Annotated in this window: 14 protein-coding genes; 4 read left to right on the top strand and 10 right to left on the bottom strand. The window is 65.9% G+C overall.

Annotated features, from left to right (window positions below):
• The 6 genes from VMI09_10765 to VMI09_10740 form a co-directional block, all read right to left on the bottom strand.
• The coding region (locus tag VMI09_10765; GenBank protein HTQ25169.1) for a DUF1634 domain-containing protein at positions 1 to 369 on the bottom strand (369 nt) is incomplete at its 3' end.
• A complete protein-coding gene (locus VMI09_10760; protein HTQ25168.1) occupies positions 370 to 1,197 on the bottom strand; it encodes a sulfite exporter TauE/SafE family protein in 828 nt (275 codons plus the stop codon).
• 159 nt (positions 1,198 to 1,356) lie between these two features.
• A complete protein-coding gene (locus VMI09_10755) occupies positions 1,357 to 2,163 on the bottom strand; it encodes an orotidine 5'-phosphate decarboxylase / HUMPS family protein (GenBank protein HTQ25167.1) in 807 nt (268 codons plus the stop codon).
• A gap of 185 nt (positions 2,164 to 2,348) precedes the next feature.
• Complete coding sequence (locus VMI09_10750) at positions 2,349 to 3,638, bottom strand: competence/damage-inducible protein A (GenBank protein ID HTQ25166.1); 1,290 nt, start codon at positions 3,636 to 3,638, stop codon at positions 2,349 to 2,351.
• A 50-nt stretch (positions 3,639 to 3,688) separates the two neighbouring features.
• Positions 3,689 to 4,159 (bottom strand): phosphatidylglycerophosphatase A, encoded by a 471-nt coding sequence (locus tag VMI09_10745; protein HTQ25165.1) that lies wholly within the window; start codon positions 4,157 to 4,159, stop codon positions 3,689 to 3,691.
• A gap of 14 nt (positions 4,160 to 4,173) precedes the next feature.
• Positions 4,174 to 4,995, bottom strand: coding sequence for a cytidylate kinase-like family protein (locus tag VMI09_10740; protein HTQ25164.1), 822 nt, complete (start codon positions 4,993 to 4,995; stop codon positions 4,174 to 4,176).
• Between the two features lie 38 nt (positions 4,996 to 5,033).
• Here VMI09_10740 and speY point away from each other — a divergent pair, with 38 nt between their 5' ends.
• Together speY and VMI09_10730 are read left to right on the top strand one after the other, a co-directional pair.
• Positions 5,034 to 6,344: a deoxyhypusine synthase gene (speY, locus tag VMI09_10735; protein ID HTQ25163.1), complete on the top strand. Its 1,311-nt coding sequence runs from the start codon at positions 5,034 to 5,036 to the stop codon at positions 6,342 to 6,344.
• Positions 6,341 to 7,165 (top strand): 3'(2'),5'-bisphosphate nucleotidase CysQ, encoded by an 825-nt coding sequence (locus tag VMI09_10730; protein ID HTQ25162.1) that lies wholly within the window; start codon positions 6,341 to 6,343, stop codon positions 7,163 to 7,165. The genes speY and VMI09_10730 overlap by 4 nt, the downstream gene beginning before the upstream one ends.
• Before the next feature lie 40 nt (positions 7,166 to 7,205).
• On the opposite strand, the gene VMI09_10725 is transcribed toward VMI09_10730, so the two are convergent.
• The 4 genes from VMI09_10725 to VMI09_10710 form a co-directional block, all read right to left on the bottom strand.
• Positions 7,206 to 8,495 carry an ACS family MFS transporter gene (locus tag VMI09_10725; GenBank protein HTQ25161.1) on the bottom strand — a complete coding sequence of 430 codons (1,290 nt, stop codon included), beginning with the start codon at positions 8,493 to 8,495 and terminating at the stop codon, positions 7,206 to 7,208.
• 77 nt (positions 8,496 to 8,572) lie between these two features.
• Positions 8,573 to 9,010 (bottom strand): helix-turn-helix transcriptional regulator, encoded by a 438-nt coding sequence (locus VMI09_10720; protein ID HTQ25160.1) that lies wholly within the window; start codon positions 9,008 to 9,010, stop codon positions 8,573 to 8,575.
• Between the two features lie 57 nt (positions 9,011 to 9,067).
• Positions 9,068 to 9,421: an FxLYD domain-containing protein gene (locus VMI09_10715; protein ID HTQ25159.1), complete on the bottom strand. Its 354-nt coding sequence runs from the start codon at positions 9,419 to 9,421 to the stop codon at positions 9,068 to 9,070.
• A 27-nt stretch (positions 9,422 to 9,448) separates the two neighbouring features.
• Entirely contained in the window at positions 9,449 to 10,612 is a 1,164-nt protein-coding gene (locus tag VMI09_10710; protein ID HTQ25158.1) for an acyl-CoA dehydrogenase family protein, read from the bottom strand.
• 263 nt (positions 10,613 to 10,875) lie between these two features.
• Here VMI09_10710 and VMI09_10705 point away from each other — a divergent pair, with 263 nt between their 5' ends.
• Both VMI09_10705 and glnA read left to right on the top strand, forming a co-directional pair.
• On the top strand, positions 10,876 to 11,904 hold the full coding sequence (locus VMI09_10705) for a DUF1646 family protein (GenBank protein ID HTQ25157.1): 1,029 nt from the start codon (positions 10,876 to 10,878) through the stop codon (positions 11,902 to 11,904).
• Positions 11,905 to 12,273: 369 nt separating this feature from the next.
• Entirely contained in the window at positions 12,274 to 13,686 is a 1,413-nt protein-coding gene (gene glnA, locus VMI09_10700; protein ID HTQ25156.1) for a type I glutamate--ammonia ligase, read from the top strand.
• Positions 13,687 to 13,979 lie beyond the last annotated feature (293 nt).

Raw genomic sequence — 13,979 nt, 5'->3', positions numbered from 1 at the left:
GACCAGCCCGATTAGAACGTAAGCGGTGAACGCGACATAGGTAAAGTCGCGTTCCTTGAGGAAGAGCAGGAAGCAGAAGGCCACGCGCGCGAGCGGCACCAGCGTCAGCACCATCAGGCCGAGCGTCATAATCGGCCGCGGCTCTCCTTTGAGCGAGGCGGCGACGAGCGTAACGATGGTGTCGCGATATTGCGGGTGCCCGTACTTCTGCAAACGATGGAACCGCTCGATATAGTAGCCGGGAGACTGCCATGCGGTGCTCAACAGGCCGACCAGCAGGATTGCGATTGCGGCCACCAGGATGGTGCGCAGGATGATCGGGGTCCAGACCCGCAGAATTCGTTCTTCGTCGGCCGTGGTGTTGTTCATCTAGAATCCGCTCAGCGCGCGCCATCCCATCTCGACGGCGATCAGAACCAGTATTATCACGAACAGATTGCGCAGGGCCTGGACGTTGACGTGCGGCAGCACCCGGCTGCCGGTGAGCGCTCCGGCGGTGACTCCCAGCGCGACCGGCGCAGCGATCACCGTGGCGACGTCGCCGCGCGCGAGGAAGACCAGCGCGCCCGCGCCCGCGGTCACTCCGATCATGAAGTTGCTGGTCGCGCTCGAGACCTTGAGCGGGATGTGCATCACGTAATCCATCGCCATCACCTTGAGCGCGCCCGAACCGATCCCGAGCAGGCCCGACATCAGGCCCGCCACCACCATCAGGGCTGCGCCGCCCGGCACGTTGACCACGCCGTATTCGAGGTCCGTACCGCCGGTGTCGGCCGGTATCCGGCCGCCCAGTTTCAGGCGTTCGGCAAGCGCGTCGCATCGCGGCACCATCGAATCGCCGGCCTTGGTGACCGTAAAGTAGGCGGATTGCAGCATCATTAGCGCGAACAAGAGTTCGAGCACCCACGGCGGTACGATCCCCGCCAGGTAAGCGCCGGTTACCGCGCCGGTGACGGTTGCGCACTCGAGCACCATCGCCACGCGCAGGTTGGTCCAGCCGTCGCGCACGAAGGCGACGCTCGCGCCGGCGCTGGTGGCGACTACGGAGATCATGCTCGCGCCGACCGCGACCTGCATCGGAACGTGCGCGAGAATCAGCAGCGCGGGCACGATAAACACTCCGCCGCCCAGCCCCGAGAGCGCCCCGATAAAGCCCGCGCCCACGGCGAGCGCCAGAAGACCCAACAAGACGAACATTTCAGCCCATTCCCTCGCTCAAGTAAGTGCTAACACAATACGCGCAAGGGATGGCGAGTCGAGCCGGCGCGCGCCGATCGGAGTCATTGGACGAAAGGGGCCGCCCCCGAGCGCAGGGGCGCGAGATCTCAGCAGGAGCGGGGAGGGCGGCACTGCGCGTCAGAACGGCCGGGATGGACGAAGGTCGAGGGCAAGACGCGGATTGGCGCGCAATCCGCGTTCCATTTCGTCGGTTATTTCGCGCACCGCGCGCAGCGGATCGTTGGCACTCCAGATCGGATTGGTGACGACCAGATAGTCGGCGCCCGCCCGCACCGCTTCGGCGGCGCCGAACGGAAACTCGCTCGCCTCCCATCCTCGGCTGCGGCCCATTCCGGAGCTGATCACGTTGAAGCGCCGGCCGCAGGCGGCGCGCAGCCGCGCGGTTTCGTGCGGCGAAGTCAAAACGCCGTCGAGCGCCGCATCCGCCGCCAGTTTGGCCATCTGCACGACCCGCCGCGCGCCCCATCCGCCGTCCGCCGCGCTCGGCGCGGAACGGCTGTGGCCGAGGGCCGCAAGCATCGCGACCGCGATGATCTGCGGGCGGCGCAGTCCCTCGGCGCGGCATACGCGGATCACTTCGCCGCGTACGCGGTCCATCAGCTCTAAACTGCCGTGAGAATAAAGATCGAACATGCGCACGCCGAGGCGAGTCGCCTCGACAGCGGATTTGCAAACGGCGGGCGCGCTGTCGTGAAACCTGAGGTCGAGGAAGACTTCACCGCCGCGGCGGCGGATCTCGCGCACGAAGTCGGGTCCGCAGTTGAGGTAAAGCGGCTTACCAACCTTGAACATTCCGACCACGCGCGCCAGCTCATCGACCAGTCGCAGCGCCTCAGCAGGAGTGCCGAGATCGAGCGATACGATCAGCCGCTCGCGCAACGCGCCGTGCCGGATCAGGCTCGAGAATGGCCAGTACTGCGTCATCGTCCCTCCCCGCAAGGGACCATTGAGTTCGTAACCGGCGGCGCTACGGGCCGCCCAACATCCATCGCCACCTTCCATTCCCAACACCCTTTCCAATGATGCCAACGCGAGCCGAAGTCAAGGCGCGCGCGCATCGCGGTCCGAAGCCACGGAGATGGCTCGGGAGTCCGGCGAAACCGGCAGGGCTAGCGGCGGAACAGCGTGGCGTCGCCGATCGGCAATCCCAGCGCATAGCGGCGCAGCCAGTCGAGCGCGACCTGCCCGGTGAGGGTTTTTATCCAGTCGCGATTACCGCGCAGTTGATAGCGGCGCGCGGCTTTTACTCCGCTGCTCCCGACCAGCCCCAGGCATACCGTGCCCACCGGATGTGCCGCGGTGCCGCCCTCGGGCCCGGCGACGCCCGAGGTGGCGATCGCGACGTCGGCGCCCGCGCGCTCGCGCGCGCCGGCCGCCATCTCGAGCACGCATTGCTCGCTCACCGCGCCGTGCGCCTTGAGCGTTTCCTCGCGCACGCCGAGCAGGCCGGTCTTGAGGCTGTTGGAGTAGGTCACGAAGTCGCCGACGAAATATTTCGACGAGCCGGCGACGTTGGTGATGCGATGGCCGATAAGGCCGCCGGTGCAGGATTCGGCGACCGCGAGCTTGAGCCCGCGCTCGGTGAACAGCCGCGCGATCACCTCCTCCATCGAGGCGTCGCCCTCGGCGTAGATGAAGTTCGCGATTCGCCCGCGCACGCGCTCGCTCAGTTCGTCGAGCTTGCGATCGGCCTCGCCGGGCCTGCCCTCGACGGTTACGCGCAGCGAGATCTGGGGGAAGGCTGCGCGGAAGGCCACGCGCGCCTCCTCGGGCTTGATAAGTCCCGCGACCGCTTCGTCGAGTCCGGATTCGCTGATGCCGAAAGTCTGGAAGACGCGCACGGCAAAGATCGTGTCCGTGCCGCGATTGCTCCTGAGCCACGGCAGCACGGTGTCTTCCATCATCGGCTTCATCTCGCGCGGCACACCGGGAAGCACGACCAGGTGGCAGATATGGCCGCCGGCCTGCGGCACCGCCATCCGGAAGCCCGGCGCGGTGCCGAGTGGATTGCGCACGATCACGGAGGTGTCGGGCAGGTCGGCCTGCTTGAGGTTGTTCTCGGGCATCACGCGGTTGATCGAGGCGAAGATGCGCGTCATGTGATCGACGCTTTCCTGATCGCGCACCAGCTTTTTGCCGGTGATGCGCGCGACCGTCTCGTTGGTCAGGTCGTCGGCGGTCGGCCCGATTCCGCCGGTCGAGATGACCACGTCGGCCATCGCCATCGCGGTTTTCCAGGCCCACTCCAGGCGCTCGGGAACGTCGCCGACGGTCAGCACGGCGGCGACCTCGAGGCCGACTTCGGCGAGCTTGTCGGCGATGTAGTTGGAGTTGGTATCCACGATCCGGCCGGCGGTGATTTCGTCGCCGGTGGAGAGAATGACCGCCTTTTGAATCATCGATAGCTCCCTCGGCCCGAGCGAGCCGGGCCGTGCAAGAATCCGCCGCGCTAAAGCGCAACTGCCAGCGCCAGCGCATGCAGCACGAGGTTCGCATATATGGCCGCTACTATATCGTCAAGCATCACCGCGACGCCTCCGCGCATCCGGCGATCCACCAGCCCGGCGGGCTCGGGCTTCAGCACGTCGAACAGGCGAAAGAGCAAAAAGCCCGCGCCGTACGTCATCCAGTCCCCCGCCGGAGAGAGATACATCGTTAGCGCCATTCCGACTATTTCATCAATCACGATGTGTGAACTGTCGTGCTGATGGAGCAGCGCCTCGGCGCGTCCCGAGACCCAGCATCCGATCGCGAACAGCGCCGCGATAAGCGCGAGCGCGGCGAGTGGAGAGCGGCGGGCAAGCGGTACGGTCACCCCCACTGCCAGCACGAGTCCCACGACCGAGCCGGCCGTGCCCGGAGCATACGGCGCGTAACCGCTATAAAAGCCGGTCGCGAGGAAGAGGATCAGTTTGCGCACTAACTGAAGCGGTTTCAGTCGGGACGGACCGGGGTCGGAGTCGCGTCGGCTTCGACGGCCACCGAGCGCACGCCCTCGATCTTGCTTGCGACCTGGTTGGCGAGATCGTCCCACGGCGGCACCAGACCCGGACCGCGCACCTGCACGGCGCCTTTGGTGCAAAGCACTTCGATCGGCGCATGTCCGAGCTTGGGATGGGCGTGGCAGGCGGCGCGCACCTGGGCCGCGGTCGCTGCGTCGCGCATCTGCTGCCACTCCTGCGCGCCGATACGCGCGTCAATCTGCTCGGCGCAGGCGGCAAGGCCCGCGGCCGCGATCTCCAGCGGCGCGCCGTAGCCGTTGATCACCAGGTCGTAGGAGGCCGGGTCGTCGATATCGACGCTCATCAGGGTCTGGATACGCGCACGCACCTCGCGGTCGGCGTCGCGCACGCGGCGCTGGGACGCGATCGGGGTGAGATTCTCCAGCTCGCACACCGCCTTTACCCGTTCGTCGAAGGGTCCGACGGTGCGGACCTTGACCCCGCATCCGTAGGGCGGCAAAAAGACCGGCGCCGAGGGACTGATGGTCACCAGGCGGTCCTGCGCCATCTCGCGCAGCAGGGTCGCGCGAAAGAACGACGCGAAGCGCTCGCCCTCGGTCTTGAGTCGCGACCAGAAATGCGGCTGGCGTTCGTCGAGCACGACCAGTTGGTCGGGGGTGACGTTGTAATCGCGAGAAACCTGCGTGATCAGATCTTCTCTGCTCACGAAGCGGTAGCCCAGCCGTTTGGCCACGAGCCGGCCGAGGTCGTAGCCCCTCGACCCGAGCTGCTGACTCATCGCAATTATCGCCATCGGCGGTCTCCCGGAGGGTTGCGCGAGATTATCGGCGGATGAAATCTGGTCCCCGGCGCAATTTTAAATGCTCGCCGATGGTGTGGCAAACTGCGGCGCGATGGCTTTGCGGAGCGCAGGCGGATAGGATTTCTGCGCTGGAGGGCGGGCGCGAGCGCGCCCCGCAGGGACTGAGCGCGGCGGACGCGGCGCTCGCTCCGCGCGACGGTAAAATCATCCCGGGAATGTCGATGGCATCACGTAAACCAAGAATCGGCGGAGCGCCGATCAACCCTGCCGGAGTCACCGGCGACATGACCGCGGCCGACCTGATCGACGCGTCGTTCCTTGCCTACAACGGGCGGCGGTTGCGCGAGGCTTGCCGCCTGTTCGTCGAAAAAATGCTCGAGCCCGACGTGGTCGTCGGGATGAGCATCACCGGCGCGCTGACCCCCGCAGGGCTCGGGATGTCCTGTCTGATTCCGCTTATCGAAAACGGCTTCGTCGATTGGGCGGTGTCCACCGGCGCCAACCTCTATCACGACACGCACTTTGCCCTGGGCCTCAAGATGTTCCAGGGATCGGCCGAGGCCGACGACGTCGCGCTGCGCGAAGCCGGCGTGGTCAGGATCTACGACATCTTTTTCGACTACCGCGTGCTGCTCTCGACCGACGCCTTCTTCCGCCAGATCGCGCGCCAGGAGGAGTTCCAGCATCCGATGAGCAGCGCCGAATTCCATCATCGCGCCGGCCGCTACGTGGCCGAGCGCGAGCGCGTGCTCAAGCTGCAGAGCCGCTCGATGCTGGCGGCGGCGCATCGATGCGGAGTGCCGATTTACACTTCGTCGCCTGGCGATTCGTCGATCGGCATGAACCTCGCGCTGCTCGAAGTCGAGGGCTACGGCCTGCGCCTCGATCCGCTCGCCGATGTCAACGAAACCGCCTCGATCGTATACGCGGCCAAGGCCGCCGGGATGAAGAGCGCGGTATTCATCCTGGGCGGCGGCTCGCCCAAGAATTTCGTCCTGCAGACCGAGCCGCAGATCCAGGAAGTCATGGGCGTGGCGGAAAAGGGCCACGACTATTTTCTCCAGGTGACGGACGCGCGGCCCGACACCGGCGGCCTCAGCGGCGCGACGCCCTCGGAGGCCGTGAGCTGGGGCAAGATCGATCCCAACCGGCTGCCCGACTCGGTGGTTTGCTACGTCGATTCGACCGTGGCGCTGCCGCTCATCACGGCTTACGCGCTCGCGCGCCGCAAGCCGCGCAAGCAGCGCCGGCTCTATGACGAGCGCGAGGCGATGAGCGCGCGGCTGCGCACCGCCTACGAACGCGTGCGCCGCAAGCGCCTGCGCCGCGGCGAATCATGAGCGCGCGCGAACGGCACGTGACGAAGCGGGCGCCGGGCGGAGAGCTGGCGAGCGAGGTCGAGCACGCGCGCGCGGGCGCTCTGGAAGCGGGAGAAATCCTGCGCCGCCATTTCCGCGACGGCGGTTACGAGGTCGGCTCCAAAGGGCGCGACAATCCCGTGACCTCGGCCGACCTCGAGGCCGACGCCGCGCTGCGCGAGCATCTGCGCGGCGCCTTTCCGGATTACGGATGGCTCTCCGAGGAGACCGCCGACAATGCCGAGCGGCTTGCGCGCCGGCGGGTATGGATCGTCGACCCGCTCGACGGTACCAAGGAATTCATCAAGGGCCTGCCGGAATTCGTGGTCGCGATCGCGCTCGCCGAAGACGGCGTGCCCGTGCTCGGCGTGACCTACAATCCGATCAGCAACGAACTGTTCTGGGCCGCGCGCGGCGCCGGATGCTTTCTCGGCGATCGTCCCGTTCACGTGACCGATGCCGCCGGCCTCGCCGGCTCGGTAGTGCTCGCAAGCCGCAGCGAGACGGCGCGCGGCGAGTGGGGCGCCTACAAGGACACGATCGTCGCCAAGCCGATCGGCAGCGTCGCCTACAAGCTCGCGCTGGTGGCGGCGGGACAGGCCGACGCAACTTTCACCGCCACGCCCAAGAGCGAGTGGGATATCGCCTCGGGTGCCGCGCTGATTGCCGAAGCGGGCGGCTTGATGACCGACATCCACGGCCATCCGATCCGCTTCAATCGCAAGCACGTCAAGCTCGACGGCTTCGTCGCCGCAGGACCGGCGCTGCACGCGGCGCTCAGCAGGCTGGTGATCAAAAAGTAATTGTAAAGGCAACGCGGGCAGCGCCGCGCTCGTCGCCCGCTCAGATTTTGCGCTCACCGCTGCCCCAGACGTCGAAGGCAACGAGTCCGGCCAGGTAAACCGCGGCGGCAATATAGAACACGTCGGAGTAGGAGCCGGTCGCCTGCACGATAAAGCCGGTGGCGGCGACACCGACGATGCCGGGCAGGGTGGCGAAGGTATTCGAGATGCCCATCAGGATTCCCGCGTAACGCGGCGCGACGTCCAGATGGTTGACGCCCCATCCGCCCAACCCGATCGAGCCGCCGCTGACCGCCAGAGTCGCGAGCACCACAGCCTGCGTGGCCGTGTGTGCGAGCGGCATCGCGCAGACCGCGAGCGAGGCGAGTCCGAACGCGATCGTCACCAGCGTCTTGCGCACTGCCGTCATCCGCATCCCTCGACGCTGCAGGCTGTCGGCGAGCCATCCGCTGCAATTGGAGATCACGAAGGCCCCCACGTACGGCATCACTGCCATCACGCCAAGGTCCCTGAGCGGAACGTGGAAGGTTTGGTCCAGGTAGCTCGGCAGCCAGAGCAACAGGATGTAGAAGCCGTAGTTGTTGCAGAGATGGGCCATCACGATCGCCCACACCGCCGGCTCGCGGCAGATTTCGCCCCACGGGATCGCCTCGGCGGCGCCGACATCCTGCCGCCCTGCGCGTATTTCCGCCAGTTCGCCGGGCGTAACGCCGGACGAATCCTCGGGCCGGTCATCCGCCTTCCACCACCAGACCGCAAGCCATGCCAGTCCGATCAACCCTGAGATGTAGAACACGGCTTCCCATCCGAAGGCGATTATGATCGGCGGGCTCGCGAGCAGCGCGACGATGGTGCCGAGCGCGGTGCCGCTTAAGTGCAGCGAGATCGCGCGCGCCCGTTCGGAGGACGGCGTCCAGCGCGCGGCGATCGAATGGATCGCGGGGAAGTTGACGGCCTCGCCCGCGCCGAGCGCGCCCCGCATCAGCAGCAGCAGGCCGAAAGACACGGTTGCCAGAGGCGTCAGAAAGGTCGCGACCGACCACAGCGCGACGCCCGCGCCCAGTACGCGTTTGCCGCCGAAGCGATCGGCGAGCAGTCCGCCGGGCAACTGAAACCACAGGTAGCCCCAGAAAAACGACGACAGGATGAGGCCGCGCTCGGCGTCGCTGTAGCCCTTGGCATGGGCGAGCGGGATGATCGCGATCGAGATGTTGACGCGGTCGACGTAGCACAGCACCGTCGACAGCGCGAACAGGACGATGACGGTGTAGCGCCGCGGCCATCGCGCCGCCATCGCCACCGCGGCCTCGGCTGATAGTGATTCGGGCATCGTCAGTTCGCGCGAGCTTAATTGGATGCTGCCGACTTTGCCACTGCGGGCGCCGCCGTTGTTATCCGCGCGCCGTGCTAGTGGCTGAGCGCGTGGCGAATGGCGTTCAGAATATAAATGAAGTCGCGCGGCGAGTGCGCCTCGCCCATCGCGGCCACCCGCCCCAGCACGTCCATTTCCTCGGCGCTGATGCTGTGGGCGCGCCGCAGGCGCTCGTCGTTGCGGAACTCCTCCCAGACCGAGCGATGATTCCCGCCGCCGCCGCTGTTCGCGCTACTCAGCAGATCGCGCGCGCGGGGGTTGGCGAGCAGAAACAGCTCGCGGCTTTGCAGGCCCAGCACGTCGCTTAGCCGTGCGATCACCTTCTCCGAAGGATGGCGCTTGCCGGATTCGAGGTGACCGATGTACGGGGTCGAAGTTCTGATCCGCCGGGCAACTTCCTCCTGCGTGAGGTCGAGCCGGCGGCGGCGCTCGCGGATGACCGCGCCGAAGGTTCGCTGGTTCGCTTTTGCCATCGATATCCCCTATCGGCGCTAGACCTCCGGCGCCCCCCGCCGCGGAGCCCTAAGCCCTCAATTACCGTAAGGATTGCGCCCCTGGTTGAGATAGAGCGAGAAATTCGCGACCGTGCCGGGCACGTGCGCGGGGCCGCGAAAATGCCGCTCGGCGCCGGCCTCGAGCGGGCCGACCTGCATCCGGTCCTCTCCGAGCGGCCGTCCCGCGCTGTCGTAGTAGTGAATCTCCAGGTCGAGCGTCGCCGGCTTGGCGCCGGTGTTGCGCAAATCGCCCGACACGAAGACGCTGTCGCCTTCGTGTTCGAAATGGCTGTCGAGCACCTTGACCGGCTGCGTGCGCGTCAGCAGCACGAACACGATCGCCGCGAAAGCCATCGCTCCCAGCAGGATGAAAAGCGTACCTTTGCGCATGGCGCCGGCGCAGGCTTGCGACGCGGTTCAGTACGAACGCGGCAAATGCAGCACGTGCTCGCTTATCGTGTTAAGCACCATCTCCTGCGAGACCGGCGCGATCTTCAGCATCCGGCACTCGCGAAAATAGCGCTCGACGTCGTACTCGCGCATGTAGCCATAGCCGCCGAGCGTCTGCACCGCGCGGTCGCAGGCCTCGAAGCCGGCTTCCGCGGCGCGCAGCTTGGCGATATTGGCCTCGGGTCCGCAGGGCTTGCGATGGTCGAACAGCCACGCCGCCTTCATCATCATCAACTCGGCCACCTCGAGCTTGGCGTAAGCGTCGGCGAGCGGATGCGCGATGGCCTGGTTCTGGCCGATCGGTCGTCCGAAGACGATCCGTTCCTTGGCGTAACGCACCGCTTTGTCCACCGCCGCGCGCCCGATCCCGATCGCTTCCGACGCGATCAGGATGCGCTCCGGGTTCAGCCCGTCGATCAGGTAGCGGAAGCCCTTGCCCTCCTCGCCGATCAGATCGGCCGCCGACACCTTCAGGTTGTCGATGAAGAGCATGTTGGTGTCCACCGCGTGGCGCCCGAGCTTGAGCAGCTCGCGCACCTCGATCGCGTCGCGGTCGAGGTCGGCAAAGAACAGGCTCATCCCCTCGGTCTTCTTCGCCGCCTGCTCGAACGGTGTGGTGCGCGTGAGCAGCAGCATCTTGTGGGCTTCCTGCGCCTTGGTGGTGAAGACCTTGCGCCCGTTGATGACGTAGTTGTCGCCCTCGCGCCGGGCGAAAGTCTTGATGTGGGTGATGTCGTTGCCGGCGTCGGGCTCGGTCACGGCAAAGGCCGCGTGCAACTCGCCGCTGACGACGCGCGGCAGATGGCGGCGCTTCATCTCTTCGCTGCCGTGCAGCACGATCGGGGTGAGCCCGAAGATCGACAGATGGATGGCGCTGGCCGCGTTCATCGCGCCGGCATACGCGACCTCGCGCATCACCAGCGCGGCCTCCGTGATGCCCAGTCCGCTGCCGCCGTATTCCTCGGGGATAGCCACGCCGAGGTAACCGGCCTTGGCCACGGCCTGGTAGAAGTCGTGCGGAAATTCGTGCGCCGCGTCCTTGGCGCGCCAGTATTCGTCGGTGAAGCGCGCGCACATCGCGCGCACGCCCTCGACGATTTCCCGCTGCGCCCCGGTCAGATCGAAATCCATGTCACCATCCCGTCGATGCTAAGGTTCATGCGAAAAATATAAGAGCGGTTGAAAACATCGCCTGCAAAGGCAAAAGCCGCGGGCGACCGCTTCGCGCCGATCAGGCTACGCGCATCTTAACCACTGACCCCATTATTACAACCCGTGCGCAGCCAATGTAACCCGCGCGCACTGCGGCTCAGCATCGACCGCGTTGCCGCGCTCGTTTATAAGAATCGGATGCGTTCGCGGCCGCTTCAAATCCCGCACCCGGTTGATTTGCGATGAGCCCGGCGGCTGCCGTCGTGCTCCTCGGACTGCTGCTGCTTGGGCCGGTCGTATCGCGCACGATCGAAGAGCGGATCGAGATCTTTTTCCTCGCGATGGGGCTGATCTCGATGACGCTTGCGCGGGCTTGGCGATGGGAGGTCGTGGGCCGCGCCGCACGCGTGCCGCTTTGGATCACGCTCGCGGTGATCGTCGCCGACGTCGTGTTCGGCCGCGTGCGCGGCTCGCTCGATCGCGCTCTTGGATGGATGCAGGCGCGGATCGCGCGTCCGCTGCTATGCGGCGGAGCGGCCCTGGCGATCGGCCTGCTCTCCGCGATCCTCACCGCGGTCGTCGCGGCGCTGATGCTGACGGAATTGATCGAGCTGATGCGCCTGGGTCCGGGCGCGCGCACCAAAGTCGCGGTCGCCGGATGTTTCGTCATCGGCCTGGGCTCCGCGCTGACACCGCTCGGTGGGCCGCTCTCGACGCTCGCGGCGAGCGGCCTTGGGCTCGACTTCGGGGGCCTCTTCGCGATGCTTGCGCCGTACGTGTTACCGGGGATGCTCGCCTGCGCGATCGCCGCCGCCCTCTTTGCCATGGGCGATGACGGTTTCGATGCCGCCGCCGGGGCGCCGACCGTGGTGCTCGTTCGCGAGTCAGTCGTCCTCGCCCTGCTCCGCGGACTTGAAGTTTACTGCTTCATCGCGGGGCTGGTGCTCGTGGGCGAAGCCTTCGCGCCGCTCGCGGCGCGTTACGTCCCGATGCTTGGGCACTCGGCGCTGTTTTGGGCGAACTCGGTTTCGGCCGCGATGGACAACGCGACGCTGGTCGCCCTGGAGATGCATCCGATGGACCCGGCGCGGGCACGCGAGGCGATAGTCGCCCTGCTGGTGGCGGGCGGGATGCTCATCCCGGGCAACATCCCGAATATCGTGGCTGCCGGCGCGCTGCGGATTGGCGCCGCCGCCTGGGCGAAAATCGGCGTCCCGATGGGCCTCGCGCTGCTTGGCATCTACTTTGCGTTGTTGCGGACCGTTGGCTGAGGTGCGGCGCTACGTTTAGCGGAGCCGCGGAATTTCGGAGCCGTGATGCGGGCAAATTGCATTGCTTCGCAACAGCGCGGGCCGCGGCCAAGCCTGTGCGGTCGGCATGATGATGCCTAAAACGGCATCAAACCGCATCTGTGCGACTCGTGTTTCAGAAGTAATGCGGGTGTTTGCGTTAGGTGAATTTTCGTGACAGAAAGCGTGATACGCCGCGTACGTACCAGTGTCGTTCGCCGCGACGGGCGCGAGTCCGCTATCGTACATACGAAAGTGAGTTCGCAAATTTAATCGCGGGCGACGTCGGTCTCAATCGGAAAAATATATGGGGTTGCCGCCCCTAAAGCGGCCAGGAGGGTTACGCGTTCGATGACTCCCAAACAAGTTCTCCAGATGATCAAGGACAAGGGCGCCACGTCCGTGGACCTGAAGTTCATGGACCTGCTGGGGCAGTGGCAACACTTCAGCGCGCCGATCAGCGAATTCCAGGATGAGTCGCCGTTCGACGAGGGCCTCGGCTTCGACGGCTCATCGATTCGCGGATGGCAGTCGATTGAAAACAGCGACATGCTGGTCATCCCCGACCCCGCGACCGCGGTGATGGAGCCCTTCACCAAGGAACCCACCCTCACCATGATCTGCGACATCTCGGACCCGATCACCCGCGCCGACTATTCGCGCGACCCGCGCAACGTCGCGCGCAAAGCCGAGGCCTATCTCAAGTCCACCGGTATCGGCGATACTGCCTACTTCGGCCCCGAGCCCGAGTTCTTTATCTTCAACGGCATCCGCTACGACACCAACCAGCACTCGAGCTACTTCCATATCGAGTCCGAGGAGGGCTTCTGGAACAGCGGACGCGAGGGCGCCAACCTCGGCTACAAGCCCCGTTACAAGGAAGGCTACTTCCCGGTGCCGCCCAACGACAGCCTGCAGGACATCCGCGCCGAGATGGTGCGCGAGATGGAGCGCGTCGGCATCCGCGTCGAAAAGCAGCATCACGAAGTCGCGACCGCCGGCCAGGCTGAAATCGACATGCGCTTCCAGTCGCTGGTGAAAATGGGCGACTGGCTCACCTGGTACAAGTACATCTGCAAGAACGTCGGGATCCGCCACGGCATGACCGTAACTTTCATGCCCAAGCCGATCTTCGGCGACAACGGCTCCGGCATGCATACCCATCAGAGCATCTGGAAGGGCGAGACCCCGCTCTTCGCCGGCTCGGGCTATGCGGGAATGTCGGAGCTGGCGCTGCACTACATCGCCGGCATCCTGCATCACGCGCCCGCGATCGCCGCGTTCACCAATCCGGGCACCAACTCCTATCGCCGCCTGGTGCCGGGTTTCGAGGCGCCGATCAACCTGGCGTACTCGAGCCGCAATCGTTCGGCCGCGGTGCGTATCCCGATGTATTCGCCGTCGCCCAAAGCCAAGCGAATCGAGGTGCGCTTCCCCGACCCGACTTGCAATCCGTACCTCGCATTTTCGGTGATGCTGATGGCGGGACTCGACGGCATCCAGCGCCGGCTCGACCCGGGCCAGCCGCTGGACAAGGACATCTATGCTTTGACTCCGGCGGAGTTGGCCGAGGTGCCCAGCATGCCGGCGTCGCTTGAAGCCGCGCTCGACAATCTCAAGCGCGACCACGAATTCCTGCTGAAAGGCGACGTCTTTACCGAAGATCTGGTCGAGACCTGGATCGACTACAAGATGTCGAAAGAGGTCAGCCAGATGCGCCTGCGGCCGCATCCGTACGAGTTCGCGCTTTACTACGACGCGTAAGCGCGCGAACCGCCTGCGGCGCACGCGCCAGCGCGGGCGCCCCGCGGTGAATCGATAATAGAAAAGACGGCGGACCCTCGGGTCCGCCGTCTTTTTCTTCCGCCGCCGGCACGCGTTCTTTCGTTGCGCGCGCCGCTTTCGCGCGCGCGCGGGCGTGCTGCGACGCGCCGCGGATGATAGTTTGATCTATCGAAACGGCCCGCGTCCCTGCGGGGACGCAGGCGGTTCCTTTATGATGAATGGGCCGGGGCAATACTCACGCGCGAGCATCAGCGCGGCTGCCCCCCCCCGCG

The sequence above is a fragment of the Candidatus Binataceae bacterium genome (assembly GCA_035500095.1).
Taxonomy (GTDB): Bacteria; Desulfobacterota; Binatia; order Binatales; family Binataceae; genus JAKAVN01.
Note: the sequence above shows the minus strand (reverse complement) of the source record. Positions and strands in the feature narration are given on the sequence as shown.

What these genes read in the sequence shown, in the direction of transcription:
- VMI09_10760 (HTQ25168.1), bottom strand. Translation starts at nt 1,197, where the DNA reads ATGTTCGTCTTGTTGGGTCTTCTGGCGCTCGCCGTGGGCGCGGGCTTT.
- VMI09_10755 (HTQ25167.1), bottom strand. Translation starts at nt 2,163, where the DNA reads ATGACGCAGTACTGGCCATTCTCGAGCCTGATCCGGCACGGCGCGTTG.
- VMI09_10750 (HTQ25166.1), bottom strand. Translation starts at nt 3,638, where the DNA reads ATGATTCAAAAGGCGGTCATTCTCTCCACCGGCGACGAAATCACCGCC.
- VMI09_10740 (HTQ25164.1), bottom strand. Translation starts at nt 4,995, where the DNA reads ATGGCGATAATTGCGATGAGTCAGCAGCTCGGGTCGAGGGGCTACGAC.
- speY (HTQ25163.1), top strand. Translation starts at nt 5,034, where the DNA reads ATGAAATCTGGTCCCCGGCGCAATTTTAAATGCTCGCCGATGGTGTGG.
- VMI09_10730 (HTQ25162.1), top strand. Translation starts at nt 6,341, where the DNA reads ATGAGCGCGCGCGAACGGCACGTGACGAAGCGGGCGCCGGGCGGAGAG.
- VMI09_10725 (HTQ25161.1), bottom strand. Translation starts at nt 8,495, where the DNA reads ATGCCCGAATCACTATCAGCCGAGGCCGCGGTGGCGATGGCGGCGCGA.
- VMI09_10720 (HTQ25160.1), bottom strand. Translation starts at nt 9,010, where the DNA reads ATGGCAAAAGCGAACCAGCGAACCTTCGGCGCGGTCATCCGCGAGCGC.
- VMI09_10715 (HTQ25159.1), bottom strand. Translation starts at nt 9,421, where the DNA reads ATGCGCAAAGGTACGCTTTTCATCCTGCTGGGAGCGATGGCTTTCGCG.
- VMI09_10710 (HTQ25158.1), bottom strand. Translation starts at nt 10,612, where the DNA reads ATGGATTTCGATCTGACCGGGGCGCAGCGGGAAATCGTCGAGGGCGTG.
- VMI09_10705 (HTQ25157.1), top strand. Translation starts at nt 10,876, where the DNA reads ATGAGCCCGGCGGCTGCCGTCGTGCTCCTCGGACTGCTGCTGCTTGGG.
- glnA (HTQ25156.1), top strand. Translation starts at nt 12,274, where the DNA reads ATGACTCCCAAACAAGTTCTCCAGATGATCAAGGACAAGGGCGCCACG.